Genomic DNA, 20,458 nt, shown 5'->3' with positions numbered 1-20,458 from the left:
CTGCTGCGGGAGCGTGCGTGCTGCCGTCCACACTAGTCCCGGCCGCCGGAGCCGTGACGAGTGCAACCCGGGGCCGGCAGCACTGGCCGTCGCGGGTAGACTCCTCGGAGGCCGTGCCCAGTCGGCCGTGACCCAACCCCCTTCGGCAAAGGCAGTCCGTGACCACTCTCGAGTCGACGCGCGAGCTGTCGCCGGCGACCCGTTCGTGGCGCCGCAGCGTGGGCGCCTACATCGCGCTCACCAAGCCGCGCATCATCGAGCTGCTGCTCGTCACGACGGTCCCGGTGATGTTTCTCGCCGAGCGTGGCGTCCCCTCCCTCGCGCTCATCGTGCTCACCCTCGTCGGTGGCAGCCTGAGCGCCGGGGCGGCCAACACCTTCAACATGGTCTACGACCGCGACATCGACGCCAAGATGGGCCGGACGCAGAACCGTCCGCTCGTCACCGGCGAGGTGACCCCCAGGGCGGCGCTGGTCTTCGGCCTGGTGCTCACCGCGCTGTCGACCGCCTGGCTGTGGCTGCTGGTCAACCCCCTGTCGGCGATGCTCTCGCTCGCCGCGATCGTGCTCTACGCGGTCGGTTACACGATGATCCTCAAGCGGCGCACCCCGCAGAACATCGTCTGGGGCGGCATCGCCGGCTGCATGCCGACCCTCATCGGGTGGTCTGCCGTGACCAACTCCGTCGGCTGGCCGGCGATCATCCTCTTCCTCGTCATCTTCTTCTGGACCCCGCCGCACTACTGGCCGCTGTCGATGAGCTTCACCGACGACTACGCCAAGGCCGGGGTGCCGATGCTGCCCGTCGTCGAGCAGATGACGACCGTGGCACGCCAGATCGTCGCCTACTCCTGGGTGATGGTCCTCACCTCGCTGGCCCTCGTCCCGGTGGCCGACATGGGCTGGGTCTACCTCGTCGCCGCCCTCGCCTCGGGTGGGCTCTTCGTCGCCGAGGCCCATCGGCTGCTCGCTGCCGCCGGGCGGGGTGCCAAGCAGTCGGTGCTCAAGCCGATGCGGCTCTTCCACTTCTCGATCACCTATGTGACGCTGCTCTTCCTCGGCGTCGCGATCGACCCGCTGCTGCACCTGCCGCTGCCCGGCCTCTCCTGATCCCCTTGGCCCCGCACGACCCGCGTGGTCGGGTCGTGCTGCTCTGGTCCCTGACGAAGGGAGCAGTTCGGCGCGGTCTGGGAAACCGGCCCCCGGAAACTCAGGGGTGAGCGGACCCCCTTCGCCCGAACTGCAGGGTGACGCGCCTCCGGGCGGCCGCTCGATCAGTCGACGGGCGTGCGGGAGAGGACGATCGCGCGGGTGATGGCGACGACGAGGAGGCTGGCGCCGAGCATGTGGGCCAGCACGAGGACCTCCGGCAGCTTCGTCAGGTACTGGACGTAGCCGACGAGGCCCTGGGCGAGGGTGACCATGAGCACGACCCACCAGGCGGGCGCGGGACCAGCGGCACGCTCGGTGAGCTTCGCGCCGAGCCAGACGGCGACGCAAATGCCGACGAAGAGCATCACGGCGTCGGCGTGCAGCCACGAGATGGTGCGTGGGTCGAAGCCGGTCCGAGCCGGCGTCTCGGCATCGCCGGAGTGCGGGCCGGAGCCGGTGACGACGGTGCCGAGCGCGAGCACCGCGACGGCGACGGCGACGAGCACCCACTGCAGACGCGTCACGAGCGGGTGGAGCAGGGAGCGGGTGCGGCCGGAGGGCTGCCGCTGGCGCCAGTAGAGCCAGGCCGAGACGGCGATGAGCGCCATCGAGCACAGGAAGTGGAAGGCGACGATCCAGGGATTGAGCCCCGTGCGGACCGTGATGCCCCCGACGATGGCCTGGGCCGCGATGCCGACCATGACCACCCAGGTGCCGGTGATCAGCTCGCGCCGGTCACGGGCCCAGCGGTAGAGCGCGATGAGCAGCGCGAGCGCGACGAAGCCCAGCAGGCCGGTGAGCGTGCGGTTGCCGAACTCGATGAGCTTGTGGATGCCCTCCTCCTGCTCGACCGTCGGCACGTAGGAGCCGGGGACGCACTCCGGCCACGTCGGGCAGCCGAGCCCGGAGCCGGTGAGCCGCACCAGGCCGCCGGTGACGACGATGCCGATCTCGACGATCAGGTTGAGCAGGAGCAGGCGCGGCAGCCACGTGCGGGCGGTCTGGGGGAGGGTCTCGGGCACGCCACTACGGTATGTCGTAGCCGGGCCTGCTCCGACCACCGGGTCTTGAAGGGGGTCAGTCCCGCCAGCGGAAGGTGCGCACGACGGCGAGGCTCAGCACGACGCCCCAGGCGACGAGCACGAGCCACGGCACGAGCGGGATGCCCGCGCCGGTCAACCCGTCGCGGAAGGCGTTGCCGAGGGCCCCTGACGGCAGCCATCGGACCACCGCGTCGAGACCGCCGACGGTGTCGCCCGGCAGGAGCAGGCCGCCGGCGCCGGCGAGCAGGACCCAGACGAGGTTGGCCACCGCCAGCACGGCCTCGGCTCGCAGGACCCCGGCCAGCAGCAGGGCGAGGGCGACGAAGACCCACACACCGAGCGCCGCGCTCACGGGGGTGACCAGCAGGCCCAGCGGGTCGGGCCGCCAGCCGGCGACGGCGGCGATGAGCCCGAGCACGAGGAGCTGGCCGACGACGACCCCGGCCACCGCCAGCGCCTTGCCCGCGAGCAGCCCGTCGGTGCCGACGGGCGAGGTCGCGAGCAGTCGCAGCACGCCGTAGCGGCGGTCGAAGCCGGTCTGGATCGCCTGGCCGGTGAAGGCCGTGGACACCACGGCGAGCGCGAGCACGCCGGGGGCGACGAGGGCGATGCGGGGTTCGGGCAGCTCCGGGTAGGGGCTCGCGACGAGCGCGAGGAGGGCGAGCACGGGCAGCACGAGCGCGACGAGGATCTGCTCGCCGTTGCGCACGAGGATCTCCGCCTCGAAGCGCGCCTGGGCGCGCACCCGGCGGCCGCGCGGCTCTGCGGGGGAGAGGGACTCAGCTGCCACGCAGGCCTCCGGTCAGGGCGAAGTAGGCGTCCTCGAGCCGGCCGCCGGCGGCGATCGCTGCCGGGGTGTCGTCGGCGACGACCCGCCCGCGGTCGAGGATGACGACCCGGTCGGCCAGACGCTCGGCCTCCTCGAAGCCGTGCGTCGTCACCACGAGGGCGACCCCCTCGTCGCGTCGCTCGCGCAGCAGATCCCACACGGCCAGTCGCGCGTGCGGGTCGAGACCGGCGGTCGGCTCGTCGAGGAAGGCGACCTCGGGGTCGCCGAGGAGGGCGGCTGCCAGGGCCACCCGCTGGCGCTGGCCTCCGCTCAGGCGGCGGACCGGTGTCCGGGCGAAGGGGGTGATGTCGAGTCTCTCGACGAGCTCCGGACCGCGGTGGGTCCGGTAGAGCCGGCCGAGGTGGGCGAGCAGGCGGCTGGCCGGGACGCTCTGCGGCAGCCCGCCGTCCTGGAGCATGACGCCGACGCGGGCGCGGTGGTCGGCGGAGGCCTGCCAGGGGTCGGTGCCGAGGACGCGGCAGCGGCCGCCGTCGGGCTGCTGGAGGCCTTCGAGGCACTCGATGGTCGTCGTCTTGCCGGCGCCGTTGGGTCCGAGGACGCAGGTGATCTCGCCCGTGCCGGCAGCCCACGAGGCCCCGTCCACGGCGATGGTGTCACCGAAGACGCGGCGCAGGTCCTCCACGACGACGGCACGATCCACGAGAGGGGAGTCTAGGCAGCCGGACCCCGGATGTGGGGTTAGGCATACCTTTGTTGTGTCCACGGCCGAATTACATAACATGGATGTGTGGTTATTGCTCCGCAGGACCAACGCGCGTCGGACACCGACGCGGCGACCCGTGATGCTCGCACCCGCGACCGGGTCCTGGCGACGATCAGCGAGCGCGGTCCCATCACCGCCGCCGACCTGGCCAGCCACCTCGGGCTGACCGCCACCGGCGTGCGGCGACACCTCGACCAGCTCGCCGAGTCCGGCGCCGTCACCAGCCGCGCACCCCACACCGGCAAGCGCGGTCGGGGGCGCCCCGCCCGCGAGTGGGTCGTCGGCGACACCGGCCACGAGCGGCTCGCCTCCGACTACGACGACCTCGCGACCGACGCGGTCCGCTTCGTGCGCGACACCGTTGGCCCCGAGGCCGTGCGTGCCTTCGCCGACCAGCGCATGAGCGCCCTCGAGGCCCGCTGCGCCGCACAGGTCGACGCCGCGGGCGACGACCCCCGGGCCCGCACCGAGGCCCTGGTGTCCGCCCTTCGCTCCGAGGGCTACGCTGCCAGCGCCCGCACGGTCGGTCACGACGTCGTTGTCGGCCTCCAGCTGTGCCAGGGCCACTGCCCGGTCCAGCATGTCGCCGCAGAGTTCCCGGAGCTGTGCGAGGCCGAGACCGATGCCTTCAGCCGACTCCTCGGCGTCCACGTCCAGCGCCTGGCCACCCTGGCCCAGGGCGATCACGTCTGCACCACCTTCGTCCCCACCGCGGGGGCGCGTCCCCACACAGAGAGGTCCACCCGATGAGCACCAACATCGAAGAGCTCAACCCAGGGCTCAAGGACATCGGCAAGTACGAGTTCGGCTGGGCCGATGCCGACACCGCCGGTGCCAGCGCCAAGCGTGGCCTCAACGAGGCCGTCGTGAGCGACATCTCCGACCGCAAGGGCGAGCCGCAGTGGATGCGTGACCTGCGCCTGAAGTCGCTGCGGCTGTTCGACAAGAAGCCCATGCCGAGCTGGGGCAGCGACCTCACCGGCATCGACTTCCAGAACATCAAGTACTTCGTGAAGTCCACCGAGAAGCAGGCGGCCTCCTGGGAGGACCTGCCCGAGGACATCAAGAACACCTACGACAAGCTCGGCATCCCCGAGGCGGAGAAGCAGCGCCTCGTCGCCGGTGTCGCAGCGCAGTACGAGTCGGAGGTCGTCTACCACCAGATCCGCGAGGACCTGGAAGAAAAGGGCGTCATCTTCGTCGACACCGACACCGGCCTGCGCGAGCACGAGGACCTCTTCCGCGAGTACTTCGGCACCGTCATCCCTGCCGGTGACAACAAGTTCTCCGCGCTCAACACCGCGGTCTGGTCCGGTGGCTCCTTCATCTACGTCCCGCCGGGCGTCCGCGTCGACATCCCGCTGCAGGCCTACTTCCGGATCAACACCGAGAACATGGGCCAGTTCGAGCGGACGCTCATCATCGCCGACGAGGGCTCCTACGTGCACTACGTCGAGGGCTGCACCGCCCCGATCTACAAGACCGACTCGCTGCACAGCGCCGTCGTAGAGATCGTCGTGAAGAAGAACGCCCGGGTGCGCTACACGACGATCCAGAACTGGTCCAACAACGTCTACAACCTCGTCACCAAGCGCACCACGGTCGCCGAGGGCGGCACGATGGAGTGGGTCGACGGCAACATCGGCTCCAAGGTGACGATGAAGTACCCCGCATGCTTCCTCCTCGGCGAGCACGCCAAGGGCGAGACGCTGTCGATCGCCTTCGCCGGCGAGGGCCAGCACCAGGACGCGGGTGCCAAGATGGTGCACGCGGCGCCCAACACCTCGAGCTCGATCGTCTCCAAGTCGGTCGCCCGAGGCGGCGGTCGCACCTCCTACCGAGGCCTGGTGCAGGTGCTCGAGGGCGCGACCAACAGCAAGTCCAACGTCGTCTGCGACGCCCTGCTCGTCGACACGATCAGCCGGTCCGACACCTACCCCTACGTCGACGTCCGCGAGGACGACGTGCAGATGGGTCACGAGGCGACCGTCTCCAAGGTCTCGGCCGACCAGCTCTTCTACCTCATGTCACGCGGGCTGAGCGAGGAGGAGGCCATGGCGATGATCGTGCGTGGCTTCGTCGAGCCCATCGCGCGCGAGCTGCCGATGGAGTACGCCCTCGAGCTCAACCGCCTCATCGAACTCCAGATGGAAGGAGCCGTCGGCTGATGAGCCTTCTGGCTGACTCGGGCCCCAAGGCCCACACCCACTCCGGCGAGACCCTGGTGCCGGACCAGTCCCGCGCCGAGCGCACGCGCTCGTGGTCGGTGGCCGACTTCGAGCTGCCGACCGGCCGCGAGGAGGACTGGCGCTTCACCCCCGTCGGGCGTCTCACCGACCTGCTGGCGGACGCCGGCGGGTCCGCCGAACTCGAGGTGACCCACCACCTGCCCGAGGGCGTCACCCGCTCGGTCGTCCCCGCCGACGAGGCCCGCGCGCTCGGTGCGCCGGCCCCCGGTGACCGCGCCGCGGCGGTCGCCGCGGCCGGTGGTGACGTGACGATCATCGACATCCCGGCCGAGGCCGAGCTCACCGAGCCGGTGCGCATCTCGCTCACCGGCACCGGCGGTGACACCGTCCGCGCCCACCACGTCGTGCGCGTCGGGCACTTCGCCCGGGGCACGATCGTCGTCGAGCACTCCGGCACCGCTGACTACACCGAGCTGCTCTCGGTGCTCGCCGGTGACGGCTCGCAGCTGACGATCGTCTCCCTCCAGGACTGGGCGGACGACGCCAACCACCTCGGCCAGCACGACGTGGTCGTCGGCCGCGACGCGAGCGTGCGGCACATCGCCGTGACCATCGGTGGCGGCATCGTGCGCCTCAACACCAACGCGACCTACGCCGGTCCGGGTGGCTCCTTCGAGGGCCTGGGCGTCTACTTCGCCGACGCCGGCCAGCACCTCGAGCACCGCCTCTTCGTCGACCACGAGGCGCCGCACTGCTCGAGCAATGTCGAGTACAAGGGCGCGCTGCAGGGTGAGACGGCCCACACCGTGTGGGTCGGCGACGTGCTGATCCGCGCGGCCGCCGAGGGCACCGAGACCTACGAGCTCAACCGCAACCTCGTCCTCACCGACGGCGCGCGGGCCGACTCCGTGCCCAACCTCGAGATCGAGACCGGCGAGATCGTCGGCGCCGGGCACGCCTCGACGACCGGGCGCTTCGACGACCAGCAGCTGTTCTACCTGCAGGCTCGCGGCATCCCCGAGGACGAGGCCCGTCGCCTCGTCGTGCGCGGCTTCTTCAACAGCATCGTCGCGCGCATCGGTGACGCGGAGATCAGCGACCGGATCATGGCCGCGATCGACGTCGAGCTCGAGGGCGGTGCGGCATGAGTGCCGTCGCCGAGCCCGCCTACATTCGCGTCTGCAGCCTCGACGAGCTGACCCCGGGTGAGGCGGCCAAGGCCGACATCGGTGGCCGCCTCGTGGCGATCGTGCGCACCGACGACGGCACCGTGCACGCCGTCGACGACACCTGCACCCACGCCAACGTCTCGCTCTCCGAGGGCGAGGTCGACGGCTGCGCCATCGAGTGCTGGCTGCACGGCTCGCGCTTCGACCTGCGCACCGGTGCCCCCAGCAACCTGCCGGCGACCGTGCCCGTCGCCGTCCACACCGTCCAGGTCACCGAGGCCGGCGACGTGCTCGTCGCCCTCGCCGACTGACCTTCCCCTTCGACCGAAAGAACCGACATGGCAACGCTCCAGATCACCGACCTGCACGTCAGCGTCGAGACCGAAGACGGCCCCAAGGAGATCCTCAAGGGCGTCACCCTGACCATCCGGTCCGGCGAGACCCACGCGATCATGGGCCCCAACGGCTCCGGCAAGTCCACGCTCGCCTACTCGATCGCCGGCCACCCCAAGTACACCGTCACCTCCGGCGAGGTCACCCTCGACGGCGAGGACGTGCTGTCGATGTCCGTCGACGAGCGCGCCCGCGCGGGCCTCTTCCTCGCGATGCAGTACCCCGTCGAGGTCCCGGGCGTCACGGTGAGCAACTTCCTGCGCACCGCCAAGACCGCCATCGACGGCGAGGCCCCCAAGCTGCGCACCTGGGTCAAGGAGGTCCGCGGCACGATGGACGAGCTGCGCATGGACTCCTCCTTCGCCGACCGCAACGTCAACGAGGGCTTCTCCGGTGGTGAGAAGAAGCGCCACGAGATCCTCCAGATGGAGCTGCTCAAGCCGAAGTTCGCCGTCCTCGACGAGACCGACTCCGGCCTCGACGTCGACGCGCTGCGCGTGGTCTCCGAGGGCGTCAACCGCGCCAAGGAGTCGACCGACGCCGGTGTCCTGCTCATCACGCACTACACGCGGATCCTGCGCTACATCAAGCCCGAGTTCGTCCACGTCTTCGTCGACGGCAAGATCGCCGAGGAGGGCGGCCCGGAGCTGGCCGACCAGCTCGAGGCCGAGGGTTACGACCGCTTCATCGCGACGGGGGAGCCCGCCACGACCGCAGGGGCCTGACCATGACGCCGCAGCTGATCCCCGAGGGCGAGCTGGCCGCGATCCGCGGTCAGTTCCCGATCCTCGAGCGCACCGTGCGCGGGGGCAAGCCGCTGGTCTACCTCGACTCCGGCGCGACCTCGCAGAAGCCGCTCGCCGTCCTCGACGCCGAGCGCGACTTCCTCGTCACCGCCAACTCCGCGCCGCACCGTGGTGCCCACGCGCTGTCCGAGGAGGCCACCGAGGCCTACGAGAGCGCCAGGGCCGACATCGCCGGGCTCATCGGCGCCCAGCCGCGCGAAGTGGTCTTCGCCAAGAACGCGACCGAGGCGCTCAACCTCGCCGCCTATGCCTTCTCCAACGCCGAGGCGGGGTCCCCCCTTCGTCTCGGTGAGGGCGACGAAGTGCTCATCACCGAGGCCGAGCACCACGCCAACCTCATCCCGTGGCAGGAGCTGTGCCGACGCACCGGCGCGACCCTGCGCTGGATCGGCGTGACGACCGAGGGCCGGCTCGACCTCGACCAGCTCGACGAGATGGTCACCGACCGGACCAAGGTCGTGGCCTTCACGCACGCGTCCAACGTCCTCGGCGCCATCACCGACGTCCCGCGGGTCGTCGCCGCCGCCCGCGCCGTCGGAGCCATCACGGTCCTCGACGCGTGCCAGTCGGTGCCGCACCTGCCCGTCGACGTCACCGAGCTGGGTGTCGACCTGCTCGCCTTCTCCGGCCACAAGATGTACGGCCCGAGCGGCATCGGCGTGCTCTGGGGTCGCTACGACCTGCTCGAGCAGATGCCCGCCTTCCTCACCGGCGGCTCGATGATCGAGATCGTGCGCATGGAGGGCAGCACCTATGCGCCGCCGCCCACGCGCTTCGAGGCCGGCGTGCCGATGACCAGCCAGGCCATCGGCCTCGGCGCCGCCGTGCGCTGGATGCGTGACATCGGCGTCGAGCGCATCGCCCAGCACGAGCAGGCGCTCACCGCGCGGCTGCTCGACGCGCTCGCGCAGCGCCCGTGGGTGCGTCTCGTCGGCCCCGCCGACACCGACCACCGCGGCTCGGCCGTCTCCTTCGTCGTCGACGGGGTGCACGCCCACGACGTCGGCCAGGTCCTCGACGACCAGGGCGTCGCCGTGCGCGTCGGCCACCACTGTGCGTGGCCGCTGCACCGCAGCTTCGGCGTCGCGGCGACCACCCGCGCCTCGCTGGCCGTCTACAACACCCCCGCCGAGATCGACGCCCTCGTGGCCGCGCTCGACCGGGTGCCCGAGATCTTCGGCGTCGATGCAGGAGCCGCCTGATGGACCTCTACCAGGAGCTCATCCTCGACCACTCCAAGCGCAAGGTCGGCCACGGCCTGCGTGAGGGGCACGTCGCCGAGGTGCACCACGTCAACCCGACCTGTGGCGACGAGGTGACGCTGCGCGTCCACCTCGACGGCACCGGCCCCGACGCCCACATCACCGACATCTCCTACGAGGCCATGGGCTGCTCGATCTCCATGGCGAGCACCTCGATCCTCGCCGAGGAGGTCACCGGTGAGGTGATCCATGACGCCATGGACGTCCACGCCGCGATGCGGCACATGCTGACCAGCCGTGGTCAGGACCCGGGCGACGAGGAGGTCATCGGCGACGGTGTCGCCCTGGCCGGTGTCGCCCAGTACCCGGCACGCGTCAAGTGCGCGCTGCTCGGCTGGATGGCCCTCACCGACGCCCTGGCCCAGGCCGGCGTCGACGTCCCCAGCACGACCGAAGGAGAGTCCGCATGACCGCCCAGGCACCGACCCCGAGCAACGTCGCCGATGTCGAGGAGGCCCTGCGCGACGTCGTCGACCCCGAGCTCGGCATCAACGTCGTCGACCTCGGTCTCGTCTACGGCATCACCGTCGACCCGCAGAACCACGCAGTCATCGACATGACCCTCACCTCCGCCGCCTGCCCGCTGACCGACGTCATCGAGGACCAGGTCGACGGGGCGCTGTCGGACATTGTCGCCGACGCCCGGATCAACTGGGTGTGGATGCCGCCGTGGGGCCCCGACAAGATCACCGACGACGGTCGCGAGCAGCTGCGCGCGCTCGGCTTCAACATCTGAGCCACTCCTCACGATGACCCGCACGGTCGAGGTCGACCGGGCTCGGCTCGACCGGTGGGTCGAGGGCTTCGGTGCCCGGCACGACGGCGTCACGCGCGCCGACGGGCCGGGCACCGTCGTGCTCACCGGCGGTGACGGCGCCACGGCGACGGGGGAGCGCTTCGAGCACCAGCGGATCGGTCTGGTCCTCGTGCGGCGCGGCGGGTACGCCGTGGGCCGTGACGAAGGGGGTGACCTCACCGCCCACACGTGCGGCACCGCCTACGTCCAGTCCCGGACGAAGAAGGGCGGGTGGAGCCAGCAGCGCTACGCCCGGCGTCGCGGCAACCAGGCCGACGGGGTGCTCGACAAGGTGCGGGAGATCTCCCTTCGTCATCTGGGGCGGGACGCGGTCGACGCCCTTGTCCTCGGAGGCGACCGGCGGATGGCCGAGCAGGTGCTCGAGGACCCGCGCCTGGCGCACCTGCGCGACCTGCCGCAGCGCACCCTGTGGGACCTGCCCGACCCGCGGCTTGTGGTGCTCCAGGAGGCCGCGCGACGATCCCGGTGCGTGCGGCTGCAGATCAGCGACTGAGCCTGCGCAGGGGAGCGCGTCGGCGGGTGTAATCTGCGCGCGTAGGCGAGGACGGGGAGAGCCTTGCCACATTCCTTCGGGGGAAGCACCGTGCGCTCTTCACGTACTGCCGTCATGTCCACCGTCGCCCTCGTGGCGGCCCTGCTGACGGGGACCGCCGCCGTGGCGGCACCACCGCCAGCGGCGACCACCGCGCCGCAGGCGCAGCAGGCACCGCCGGACCCCGTCCCGCCCGCCGCCAAGGGCACGCCGATGACCCAGCGCGCCACGGCCCAGCAGCAGCGGGTCGCCGACTCGGTGGCCGACGAGTCGCTCCAGACCGCCGAGCAGCCGGCGCAGCCCGTGGCGGCGGCGCCGGCCACGGCCGACTCGCTCGAGGCGCGCACGGTGCGGATGACCTCCAACGGCGCATGGACCTGGTACTCCGACCCGCGGGTCCTGCAGACCTCGCGTTACACCTACTTCGCCTACGTCACCAGGGCGGGCTCGGTCATGCTCACCTCGCTGAGCAAGGCCGACCAGCGGATGGCCACGACGACGCTGAGCCAGTACCAGCTGCGCGACGACCACAACGTCCCTGGCCTCGTCGAGACGGCTGACGGGCGGATCGCGGCCTTCTGGGGAGGCCACGGCAAGGCGCCGGTGCAGTACCGCGTGAGCAACACCGCGGGTGACGTCACGAAGATGTCGGCGGTGCGCAAGCTCAAGGGCTCGAGCATGGAAAATGCGAAGTCGACGTACGTCCAGGTCTTCCGGATGCGCGGCGTGAGCAACCAGTACCACGTGCTCACCCGTCGCTACTCCGACCAGAACTGGGTCGTCTCGACGAGCAAGGACCTCGTCAACTGGTCCGCTCCCGTCCAGCTCTTCAAGAACTCCGGGGGCGGGCTGCGCACCTGGCCCTACCTCGAGGCGGCCTCCTCGGGCTGGAAGCAGATGCATCTGGCCGTGAGCGACGGGCACCCGGCCCAGGACGTCAACAACTCGCTCTACCACTTTACCTACGACGCCGCGACCAAGAAGCTGGGTCGGACCAACGGCACGGCCGTCGCTCGCCCCGCCTACCCGCGCTCGGGCACCCAGATCTACGACGGACGCAGCCTCGACGGTCGGGTGCGCGTCTACGACTTCGGACTGCGCTCCGGTGGCTATCCCACGGTCGCCTTCACCACGACCGACCGGACCACCGGGAGCAGCGGCTACACCTACAAGTGGGCGACCACCGTGAGCGGCTCGTGGACCACCCGGACGGTCGCGCGGCAGGAGGAGTACCCCGAGGGCATCACGCTCGACGCGCGAAACGCCAACACGGCCTACGTCATCACCCGCGCGGGCGAGGAGACCCAGCTGTCCGAGCTGTCGACGAGCGACCGGGGCGCGTCGTGGCTCTCCCGGCCCATCGCCCTCCAGCGGGGCGTGCAGCGCACGCCTGCGGCGCCCGCGGGTGCGGTGGGGCCCTTCTCGGTCATGTGGATGACCGGCTCCTACACCGACTGGACCGACTACTCGACGGGCATCGTCGCCGAGACGACCGGGCGGACGCCGATCGAGCTGCGGGCCACGTGGCCGAAGACCTGGGCCACGGGTGGGGGCGTCTCCGCCCGGGTCAAGCAGGGCATTGGGGGGCCGGCTGCCAGCGGCATCAAGACCTGGCTGCTCGTCAAGAAGCCCGGCGAGCCGCAGCAGTACATCAAGTCGGCGCGGACCAGCTCGACCGGCTACGTGAAGTTCAGCATCAACCGCTACTACCCGAAGGGCACGACGGTGTGGGTCTTCGCCCCGACGGAGGGCCAGTGGGGCGCCGGCAAGTCGGAGGGCAGGAAGAAGTAGCTCGGGAGGCTCAGATGTTGTTGGGGTCGGCGACCTCGAAGGTGTCGCACGAGCCGACCGAGTGGGCCTTCATCCCGCGCAGCAGCCAGGCCTGACGGGCCTTGGCCGAGCCGTGGGTCCAGCCCTCGGGGTTGACTCCGCCACCGGACTTCTTCTGGATCTCGTCGTCGCCCACCGACTTGGCCGCGCCCATGGCATTGCGCACGTCGGCCTCGCTGATCTCGGTGATGAGGACCTCGCCGTTGGCGTCCTTGGTCTGCGTCGCGTGCTTCATCCACATGCCCGCGAAGCAGTCGGCCATGAGCTCGACGCGCACCGCGCCCGAGTCGGCGCCCTGCGGGTCCTTCTGCGACTCCTCGAGGACGCCGTAGACGTTCTGGATGTGGTGGCCGTACTCATGGGCGAGGACGTAGAGCTCGGCGAGGGTCCCGTCCTCGGCGCCGAGCTGGCTCTCCATGATGTCGAAGAAGTCGGTGTCGATGAAGATCTTTTCGTCCAGGGGGCAGTAGAAGGGACCGATCTGGTTGCTCGCCGTGCCGCACTGGGACTGCGTCTGCCCCTGGTAGACGACCGTCTGCTTGGGCCCGCGGAAGTCCTGACCCGCGTCGTCGAGGGCCTTGGCCAGGTCGGGCTGGTCGCTCCAGAAGTCGTAGAGGCTGTTCTCGCCGAGGACCATCAGGCAGCGGCGCTCCTTCTTGGCGTCGGCCCCGGTCTTGCAGTTGTCCTGCACCCAGGTGTCCTCGCCCGATGCGCTCTCCTGGGGTTGTCCTCCGACACCGAGGTCCGAGGGATTGACGCCCATGAGCAGCGCGACGATGACGACGATGACACCGACGATGCCGCCACCCCCGGCGATGACCGGGCCACGGCCCCCGCCGCCACCCCCGCCGCCCATGCGCGAGGTGTCGAGCGAGGCGTTGTCGTTGATGCTCATGTACTGACCTCCATCAGGAGCGGGCCCGGACCGCCGCGACCAACCGATGCGGGAACGCGCGGTCGCGCGACTTACACTAGCCGCCGACCGACCCCTCGCACGTGCAGGAGAACCACCCGTGATCACAGCCAGCGGCATCGAGCTGCGCGCCGGGTCCCGGATCCTCCTGGAGGGAGCGAGCTTCCGGGTCGCCCCCGGCGACCGGGTCGGCCTCGTGGGACGCAACGGCGCCGGCAAGACCACCCTGACCAAGGTCCTGGCAGGGCAGGGTCAGCCGGCGGCCGGCAGCGTCACCGCGAGCGGCGGGATCGGCTACCTGCCGCAGGACCCACGCACCGGGGACCTCACCGTCACGGCCCGGCAGCGCATCCTCTCGGCACGCGGGCTCGACCGGATCGTCACCGACCGCCGGACGGCCGAGCAGCGGATGGCCAGCGCCGACCCGGAGACGCTCGAGCGGGCGATGGCGCGGTTCGCCCGTCTGCAGGAGGAGTTCGAGTCGGCGGGTGGGTACGCCGCGGAGTCCGAGGCCGCGAGCATCGCCTCGGCGCTCGGCATCGACGAGGCCCGGCTCGACCAGAGCCTCGAGACCCTCTCGGGTGGTCAGCGCCGTCGGGTGGAGCTCGCCCGCATCCTCTTCTCCGGCAACGAGACCCTGCTGCTCGACGAGCCGACCAACCACCTCGACGCCGACTCGATCGCCTGGCTGCGCGACCACCTCAAGAACTACAAGGGCGGGCTGATCATCATCAGCCACGACGTCGACCTGCTCGAGGTCGTCGTCAACCGCGTCTTCCACCTCGACGCCAACCGCTGCGAGATCGATCAGTACAACATGGGCTGGAAGAACTACCTCCAGCAGCGCGAGACCGACGAGCGCCGCCGCAAGCGCGAGCTGCAGAACGCGCAGAAGAAGGCGGGCGCCCTGCTCGACCAGGCCGAGAAGATGCGGGCCAAGGCGACCAAGGCCACCGCGGCGCAGCAGATGATCAAGCGCGCCGAGCGCATGCTCGCCGGCGTCGAGGGGGAGCGGACCCAGGACCGCGTGGCCAAGCTGCGCTTCCCCGACCCCGCGCCCTGCGGGCGGACCCCCCTTCGCGCCTCCGGCCTGTCCCGCTCCTACGGGAGCCTCGAGATCTTCACCGACGTCGACCTCGCGATCGACCGGGGGAGCAAGGTCGTCGTCCTCGGGCTCAACGGTGCCGGCAAGACGACGCTGCTGCGGATGCTCGCCGGGGTCGACGCACCGGACACCGGACAGGTCGAGCCGGGGCACGGGCTCAAGCTTGGCTACTACGCCCAGGAGCACGAAAATCTCGACGTCGACCGGTCGGTCCTGGCCAACATGAAGTCGGCCGCGCCGGACCTCGGTGAGACCGAGGTGCGCAAGGTGCTCGGCTCCTTCCTCTTCACCGGCGACGACGTCGACAAGCCGGCCGGCGTGCTCTCCGGCGGGGAGAAGACCCGGCTCTCGCTCGCCCTCCTCGTCGTCTCCAGCGCCAACGTCCTGCTCCTCGACGAGCCGACCAACAACCTCGACCCGGCCAGCCGCGAGGAGATCCTCGGGGCGCTGTCGACCTTCAAGGGCGCGGTCGTCCTCGTCACCCACGACGAGGGCGCCGTCGACGCCCTGCAGCCGGAGCGGATCCTGCTGCTGCCCGACGGTGTGGAGGACTTCTACAGCGCGGACTACCGCGATCTGGTGACGCTCGCCTGATCGCCCGCGTGCGGCCTGCTCCAGCAGGTGAGACGCATAACAGGCGGTTATGCAATCCATAAGGTGGCTCGTAGGATGGGCGGGTGACTGTGACGACCCGCCCCACCCGCACGAAGTCCACCGGCGCTTGGGCAGACGGCGACCGGACCCCGCTGAACCACAACGAGGAGTTCAAGCAGGAGGACGACGCGCTCAACGTGCGCGCCCGGATCGAGGACGTCTACGCGCAGGGCGGCTTCGCCTCGATCGCCCCGGACGACCTGTCCGGTCGCTTCCGCTGGTGGGGCCTCTACACCCAGCGCAAGCAGGGCCTCGACGGCACGCACACCGGCGAGGACGGCCTCGACGACGAGTACTTCATGATGCGCGTGCGCAGCGACGGCGGTCGGATGAGCACCGAGCAGCTGCGCACCGTTGCGGGGATCAGCACCGAGTTCGCCCGCGACACCGCCGACGTCTCCGACCGGCAGAACATCCAGCTGCACTGGGTGCGCATCGAGGACGTGCCGGAGATCTGGCGCCGCCTCGAGTCCGTGGGCCTGTCGACCACCGAGGCCTGCGGCGACTGCCCGCGCACGATGCTCGGCTCTCCGGTCGCCGGCATCGACAAGGCCGAGATCATCGACGGCACACCGGCCATGGAGATCATCAAGCGCGAGTACATCGGCAGCCCCGAGTTCTCCAACCTGCCGCGCAAGTACAAGACGGCGATCTCCGGCTCGCCGGTCCTCGACATCGCCCACGAGATCAACGACATCTCCTTCGTCGGCGTGGAGCACCCCGAGCACGGGCCGGGCTTCGATGTGTGGGTCGGTGGCGGCCTGTCCGTCAAGCCGATCTTCGCTCAGCGGCTCGGCGTGTGGGTGCCCGTCGAGGACGTGCCGGCCGTGTGGCACGGCGTCACGTCGATCTTCCGCGACCACGGCTACCGGCGCCTGCGCAACAAGGCTCGCCTGAAGTTCCTCATGGCCGACTGGGGCGCGGAGAAGTTCCGCCGGGTCCTCGAGGACGACTACCTCGGCCGCCGTCTCGTCGACGGGCCCGAGGCCGTCGCGCCGAAGGGGAGTCGCCGTGACCACGTCGGCATCCACGAGCAGGTCGACGGCCGCGTGTGGGTCGGCGCCGCGCCGATCGCCGGCCGCATGACGGGCACGAAGCTCACCCGTCTGGCGGATCTCGCCGAGGCGGCCGGCTCCCAGCGGATCCGCTTCACGCCGCACCAGAAGATCCTCGTCCTCGACGTCGAGCCCGACCGGGCCGACGCGCTGGCCACGGACCTCAAGGAGATCGACCTGGACGTCCACCCCAGCGAGTGGCGCCGCAATGTCCTCGCGTGCACGGGTCTGGAGTTCTGCAAGCTGGCCCTGACCGACACCAAGAACCGCGCCCGGTGGACCGTCGACGAGCTCGAGAAGCGCCTGAGCATCGACGTCCCCTTCAGCATCCACTTCAACGGCTGCCCCAACAGCTGCGCCCGCAGCCAAGTTGCCGATGTCGGCCTGAAGGGCATGCTCGACAAGCGCGAGGACGGCACCCACCAGGAGGTCTTCCAGGTTCACCTCGGCGGCGCCTTGGCCGAGGAGACCGCGCTGGCCCGCAAGACCCGCGCCCTCAAGGTCGCCGGCGACGACCTGCCCGACTACATCGAGCGCCTGGCGCGCACCTACCTCGCCCAGCGTGACGAAGGGGAGTCCTTCGCCCTGTGGGTGCGCCGGGCCGACGAGGACGACATCCGATGACCACGCACCTCGAGACCGACCGCCTGCGCGACCTGGCCCGCGAGGGCGAGGAGCTCTTCACCGCACTCGAGGCCGAGCTGGGCGACACCCACGAGGGCCGAGTCGAGATCGGCCGCCGGGCCCTGACCTGGGCGCACGAGACCTTCGGTGACGGCCTGACGGTCGCCAGCTCGATGGGCGACGAGGTGCTGGTGCACCTCGTCGGCACCACCCTCGAGGGCGCCGACGTCTTCTTCCTCGACACCGGCTACCACTTCGCCGAGACCCTCGGCACGCGCGACGCCTACGAGGCGATGCTGCCGATCCGGCTGCGCACCATCTACCCGAGGCTCACCGTCGCCGAGCAGGACGCCGAGCACGGCCCCAAGCTGCACGACCGGGACCCCAACCTGTGCTGCGCCATGCGCAAGGTCGAGCCGCTCAACCGTGCCCTCGAGGACCACGACGCCTGGGTGACCGGCATGCGCCGCGAGGACGCCCCGACCCGCACCGACATCACCGTCGTCGGCTGGGACGAGCGTCGCGGCATGGTCAAGCTCAACCCGATCGCCGCCTGGACCCAGGACGACGTCGACCAGTACGCAGCCGAGCAGTCGGTCTTCCTCAACCCCCTGCGGCAGAGCGGCTACGCCTCGATCGGCTGCGCCCCGTGCACCCGGCCCGTCGCCGAGGGCGAGGACGCCCGGGCCGGCCGCTGGTCGGGCACGGACAAGGTCGAGTGCGGCCTGCACACGTGAGCGCGTGACGACGGTCCTGCTCGCGCACGGTTCGCCCGACGCGCGCCACTCGGCAACCCTGGAGCGGCTGCGCTCCCGGGTCGCCGAGCCCTTGGCGGCGGCCGGCCGGGGGAGCACCCACCTCGTCTACATCGAGAACGACCACCCACGACCGGAGGAGCTCGGGCCCCGGCTCGATGGCGACGTCACCGTCGTCCCGATGCTCATCACGCCGGCCTTCCACGCGCGGGTCGACGTGCCCGCTGCCGTCCGGGCGCTCGGCGTGACCGGAGCGAGAGCACAGGTCGTCGGTGCGCTCGGCGGTCACCCGCTGCTCCTCGACGCGGTCGGCGAGCGGCTGCGCGCCGCGGGCCACGACGAAGGGAGCGCCACCCTGCTCGTCGCCGGCGGGTCCAGCTCCGGTCAGGCCGGTCAGAGCATCCGCACCCTCCTCGACGCCCACCCCCGGCCGGGGTGGCTGAGCATGACCCTCGCCGCACCCCGTGCCGGCGCGACGAGCGGGCGGGTCGTCGTGCCGGCGACCCTCGCGGAGGGCGTGCTCCACGACAAGGTCGCGGCTCTCGCCGAGGCGACGGGGTCCCCCTTCGTCCCGGGGGGACTCGCGGACACCGAGGCCGTGGCCCGGCTGGTGCTGCACCGCGTCCTGGGCTGACGGCCGACTTTGCGTGCACGGGAATCCCGTGTGCGGCACCGTGGTTGACGTCCCGGAAGGACGAGGAGACCACGACGATGATGACCAACAGTGCCTGGGGGCTCATGCAGTCCATGAGCTCGGGCGACAAGGCGCGCTCGACGCCCCTGCCCAAGGGCACCGCCCGACGCGTCCTCGGCTATGCCAGACCCTTCAAGGGCACCATCGCGGCCTTCCTCACGCTGGTCGCCATCGGCTCGATGACCGTCGTCGCGGTGCCGCTGCTGCTCCAGCGGCTCATCGACGACGGCGTCACCCCGCAGGACCGCGGGGTGGTCATCACCCTGGCCCTGCTCGTCGCGGCCATCGCGGTCGTCGAGGCCGTGACCAGCCTCGTGCAGCGCTGGATGTCCGCGCGCATCGGGGAGGGGCTGATCCACCACCTGCGCACCGAGGTCTTCGCGCACGTGCTGCGCCAGCCGATCGCCTTCTTCACCCGCGCGCAGACCGGCGCGCTCGTCACCCGGCTCAACAGCGACGTCATCGGGGCGCAGCAGGCCTTTACGACCGTGCTGTCGTCGGTCGTCAGCAATGTCATCTCGCTGGTGCTCATCCTCGGGGCGATGTTCGCCCTCTCGTGGCAGCTGACGCTGGCCTCGCTGGTCCTCGTGCCCTTCTTCGTCCTGCCGGCCAAGTGGATGGGTCGGCGCCTGGCCGGCCTGTCCGCCGAGCAGATGAACCTCAACGCCGACCTCGGCAACCAGATGACCGAGCGGTTCAACGTCGCCGGTGCGCTCCTCGTCAAGATCTTCGGCCAGCCGGCGCGCGAGATCGAGCAGTACGACGTGCGGGCGGCGCGGGTGCGCGACATCGGGGTGCGCATCGCCGTCAACCGGGGCTTCTTCTTCGTCATGCTCACCGCGCTCGCCTCGCTGGCCACGGCGATGGTCTACGGGGTGGGCGGCCTCATGGCCGTCGAGGGCACGCTGACGGTCGGCACCCTGCTGGCGCTCGCGGCGCTGCTCGCCCGGCTCTACGGGCCGCTCACCGCGATCTCCAACGTCCACGTCGACGTCCTCACGGCGCTCGTCTCCTTCGCCCGGCTCTTCGAGCTGCTCGACATGCCCTCGAGCATCCGCGAGGCACCCGACGCGCAGCCGCTGCCCGAGGGCGAGGCCCTGTCCGTCGAACTCGACGACGTCCACTTCACCTATCCCGGTGCCGACGCGATCTCGCTGCGCTCCCTCGAGGGCGCCACGACCGGCGACCGCGAGCAGGGTGGCCCGGTGCTGCAGGGCGTGACCCTGCGCGCCGAACCGGGGCAGCTCATCGCGCTCGTCGGGCCGAGTGGTGCCGGCAAGAGCACGATCACCTCGCTCGTGACCCGCTTCTACGATCCCACGAGCGGGTCGGTGCGCATCGGCGGGCGCGACCTGCGCGAGGCCACGATCGAGTCGGTGAGCTCGACCGTCGGCATGGTGACCCAGGAGGCCCACCTCTTCCACGACACGATCCGGGCCAACCTCGCCTACGCCAAGCCCGAGGCGACCGAGGAGCAGATGTGGCAGGCGCTGCGGGCGGCACAGATCCACGCCCTCGTCGCGGCGCTGCCGGCCGGTCTCGACACCGTGGTCGGCGACCGTGGTCACCGCCTGTCCGGGGGAGAGAAGCAGCGCTTCGCCATCGCCCGCCTCCTGCTGAAGTCGCCCGCCGTGCTCATCCTCGACGAGGCGACCGCTCACCTCGACAGCGAGTCGGAGGTCGCCGTGCAGCGTGCCCTGGACACCGCCCTCGAGGGCCGGACGGCGATCGTCATCGCCCACCGGTTGTCGACGATCCGGGCCGCCGACCAGATCCTCGTCGTCGACGGTGGGCGGGTCGTCGAGCGCGGCACCCACGAGCAGCTGCTGTCTGCCCGCGGGATGTACGCGATGCTCCACGCCACGCAGTTCGACGGGGAGGCCGACCCGGTCGAGGTCGGGTGACGAGACGTC

General features: G+C 70.8%; 20 protein-coding genes. 16 read left to right on the top strand and 4 right to left on the bottom strand.

Going from position 1 to position 20,458, the window contains the following annotated elements:
• Positions 1-158 precede the first annotated feature (158 nt).
• Positions 159-1,109 (top strand): heme o synthase, encoded by a 951-nt coding sequence (locus NYE39_RS03355; protein ID WP_072624678.1) that lies wholly within the window; start codon positions 159-161, stop codon positions 1,107-1,109.
• A gap of 164 nt (positions 1,110-1,273) precedes the next feature.
• Here NYE39_RS03355 and NYE39_RS03350 read toward each other — a convergent pair whose 3' ends face one another.
• Genes NYE39_RS03350 through NYE39_RS03340 form a run of 3 tightly spaced genes read right to left on the bottom strand, consistent with a single transcriptional unit; the run spans position 1,274 to position 3,684 of the window.
• Positions 1,274-2,173 carry a COX15/CtaA family protein gene (locus NYE39_RS03350; protein ID WP_072624677.1) on the bottom strand — a complete coding sequence of 300 codons (900 nt, stop codon included), beginning with the start codon at positions 2,171-2,173 and terminating at the stop codon, positions 1,274-1,276.
• Positions 2,174-2,228: 55 nt separating this feature from the next.
• Entirely contained in the window at positions 2,229-2,984 is a 756-nt protein-coding gene (locus NYE39_RS03345; RefSeq protein ID WP_341011848.1) for an ABC transporter permease, read from the bottom strand.
• A complete protein-coding gene (locus tag NYE39_RS03340) occupies positions 2,974-3,684 on the bottom strand; it encodes an ABC transporter ATP-binding protein (RefSeq protein WP_072624675.1) in 711 nt (236 codons plus the stop codon). Before NYE39_RS03340 ends, NYE39_RS03345 begins: the two co-directional genes overlap by 11 nt.
• Before the next feature lie 87 nt (positions 3,685-3,771).
• Between NYE39_RS03340 and NYE39_RS03335 the strand changes: the two genes are divergently transcribed.
• The 10 genes from NYE39_RS03335 (at position 3,772) to NYE39_RS03290 (ending at position 12,706) form a co-directional block, all read left to right on the top strand.
• Complete coding sequence (locus NYE39_RS03335; RefSeq protein ID WP_072624674.1) at positions 3,772-4,497, top strand: helix-turn-helix transcriptional regulator; 726 nt, start codon at positions 3,772-3,774, stop codon at positions 4,495-4,497.
• Positions 4,494-5,915, top strand: a complete 1,422-nt coding sequence (gene sufB / locus NYE39_RS03330) for a Fe-S cluster assembly protein SufB (RefSeq protein WP_192910306.1) — start codon at positions 4,494-4,496, stop codon at positions 5,913-5,915. Before NYE39_RS03335 ends, sufB begins: the two co-directional genes overlap by 4 nt.
• Complete coding sequence (sufD, locus tag NYE39_RS03325) at positions 5,915-7,084, top strand: Fe-S cluster assembly protein SufD (RefSeq protein WP_192910304.1); 1,170 nt, start codon at positions 5,915-5,917, stop codon at positions 7,082-7,084. Before sufB ends, sufD begins: the two co-directional genes overlap by 1 nt.
• Positions 7,081-7,416, top strand: coding sequence for a non-heme iron oxygenase ferredoxin subunit (locus tag NYE39_RS03320; protein WP_072624671.1), 336 nt, complete (start codon positions 7,081-7,083; stop codon positions 7,414-7,416). Before sufD ends, NYE39_RS03320 begins: the two co-directional genes overlap by 4 nt.
• Positions 7,417-7,443: 27 nt before the next feature.
• Positions 7,444-8,223, top strand: a complete 780-nt coding sequence (gene sufC, locus NYE39_RS03315) for a Fe-S cluster assembly ATPase SufC (RefSeq protein WP_072624670.1) — start codon at positions 7,444-7,446, stop codon at positions 8,221-8,223.
• Positions 8,224-8,225: 2 nt separating this feature from the next.
• A complete protein-coding gene (locus NYE39_RS03310; RefSeq protein ID WP_341011847.1) occupies positions 8,226-9,506 on the top strand; it encodes a SufS family cysteine desulfurase in 1,281 nt (426 codons plus the stop codon).
• The gene (sufU, locus tag NYE39_RS03305) at positions 9,506-9,976 is read left to right on the top strand and encodes a Fe-S cluster assembly sulfur transfer protein SufU (protein ID WP_084451629.1); all 471 of its coding nucleotides are present in this window, start codon (positions 9,506-9,508) and stop codon (positions 9,974-9,976) included. The genes NYE39_RS03310 and sufU overlap by 1 nt, the downstream gene beginning before the upstream one ends.
• The gene (locus tag NYE39_RS03300) at positions 9,973-10,302 is read left to right on the top strand and encodes a metal-sulfur cluster assembly factor (protein WP_072624667.1); all 330 of its coding nucleotides are present in this window, start codon (positions 9,973-9,975) and stop codon (positions 10,300-10,302) included. The genes sufU and NYE39_RS03300 overlap by 4 nt, the downstream gene beginning before the upstream one ends.
• Before the next feature lie 13 nt (positions 10,303-10,315).
• Positions 10,316-10,876, top strand: a complete 561-nt coding sequence (locus NYE39_RS03295) for an acVLRF1 family peptidyl-tRNA hydrolase (RefSeq protein ID WP_185220241.1) — start codon at positions 10,316-10,318, stop codon at positions 10,874-10,876.
• Between the two features lie 114 nt (positions 10,877-10,990).
• Positions 10,991-12,706, top strand: a complete 1,716-nt coding sequence (locus tag NYE39_RS03290) for a BNR-4 repeat-containing protein (RefSeq protein ID WP_185220240.1) — start codon at positions 10,991-10,993, stop codon at positions 12,704-12,706.
• Between the two features lie 10 nt (positions 12,707-12,716).
• Here the strand turns inward: NYE39_RS03290 and ypfJ are convergent, their stop codons facing one another.
• Entirely contained in the window at positions 12,717-13,640 is a 924-nt protein-coding gene (gene ypfJ, locus NYE39_RS03285; protein WP_341011846.1) for a KPN_02809 family neutral zinc metallopeptidase, read from the bottom strand.
• 118 nt (positions 13,641-13,758) lie between these two features.
• On the opposite strand from ypfJ, the gene NYE39_RS03280 reads away from it, so the two are divergent.
• The 5 genes from NYE39_RS03280 to NYE39_RS03260 all read left to right on the top strand — a co-directional run bounded on the left by NYE39_RS03280 (position 13,759) and on the right by NYE39_RS03260 (position 20,449).
• On the top strand, positions 13,759-15,357 hold the full coding sequence (locus NYE39_RS03280) for an ABC-F family ATP-binding cassette domain-containing protein (protein ID WP_341011845.1): 1,599 nt from the start codon (positions 13,759-13,761) through the stop codon (positions 15,355-15,357).
• Between the two features lie 89 nt (positions 15,358-15,446).
• Entirely contained in the window at positions 15,447-17,096 is a 1,650-nt protein-coding gene (locus NYE39_RS03275; RefSeq protein WP_341013355.1) for a nitrite/sulfite reductase, read from the top strand.
• Entirely contained in the window at positions 17,093-17,833 is a 741-nt protein-coding gene (locus NYE39_RS03270) for a phosphoadenylyl-sulfate reductase (protein ID WP_341011844.1), read from the top strand. Before NYE39_RS03275 ends, NYE39_RS03270 begins: the two co-directional genes overlap by 4 nt.
• Positions 17,834-17,837: 4 nt before the next feature.
• Positions 17,838-18,485 carry a sirohydrochlorin chelatase gene (locus NYE39_RS03265; RefSeq protein ID WP_341011843.1) on the top strand — a complete coding sequence of 216 codons (648 nt, stop codon included), beginning with the start codon at positions 17,838-17,840 and terminating at the stop codon, positions 18,483-18,485.
• A gap of 80 nt (positions 18,486-18,565) precedes the next feature.
• Positions 18,566-20,449 carry an ABC transporter ATP-binding protein gene (locus NYE39_RS03260; protein WP_445667083.1) on the top strand — a complete coding sequence of 628 codons (1,884 nt, stop codon included), beginning with the start codon at positions 18,566-18,568 and terminating at the stop codon, positions 20,447-20,449.
• Positions 20,450-20,458 lie beyond the last annotated feature (9 nt).

The sequence above is a fragment of the Janibacter sp. FSL W8-0316 genome, assembly GCF_038004165.1.
GTDB classification, from domain to species: domain Bacteria; phylum Actinomycetota; class Actinomycetes; order Actinomycetales; family Dermatophilaceae; genus Janibacter; species Janibacter indicus.
The sequence above is the reverse complement of the archived record's forward strand: the minus strand, read 5'-3'. Positions and strand labels throughout refer to the sequence as shown.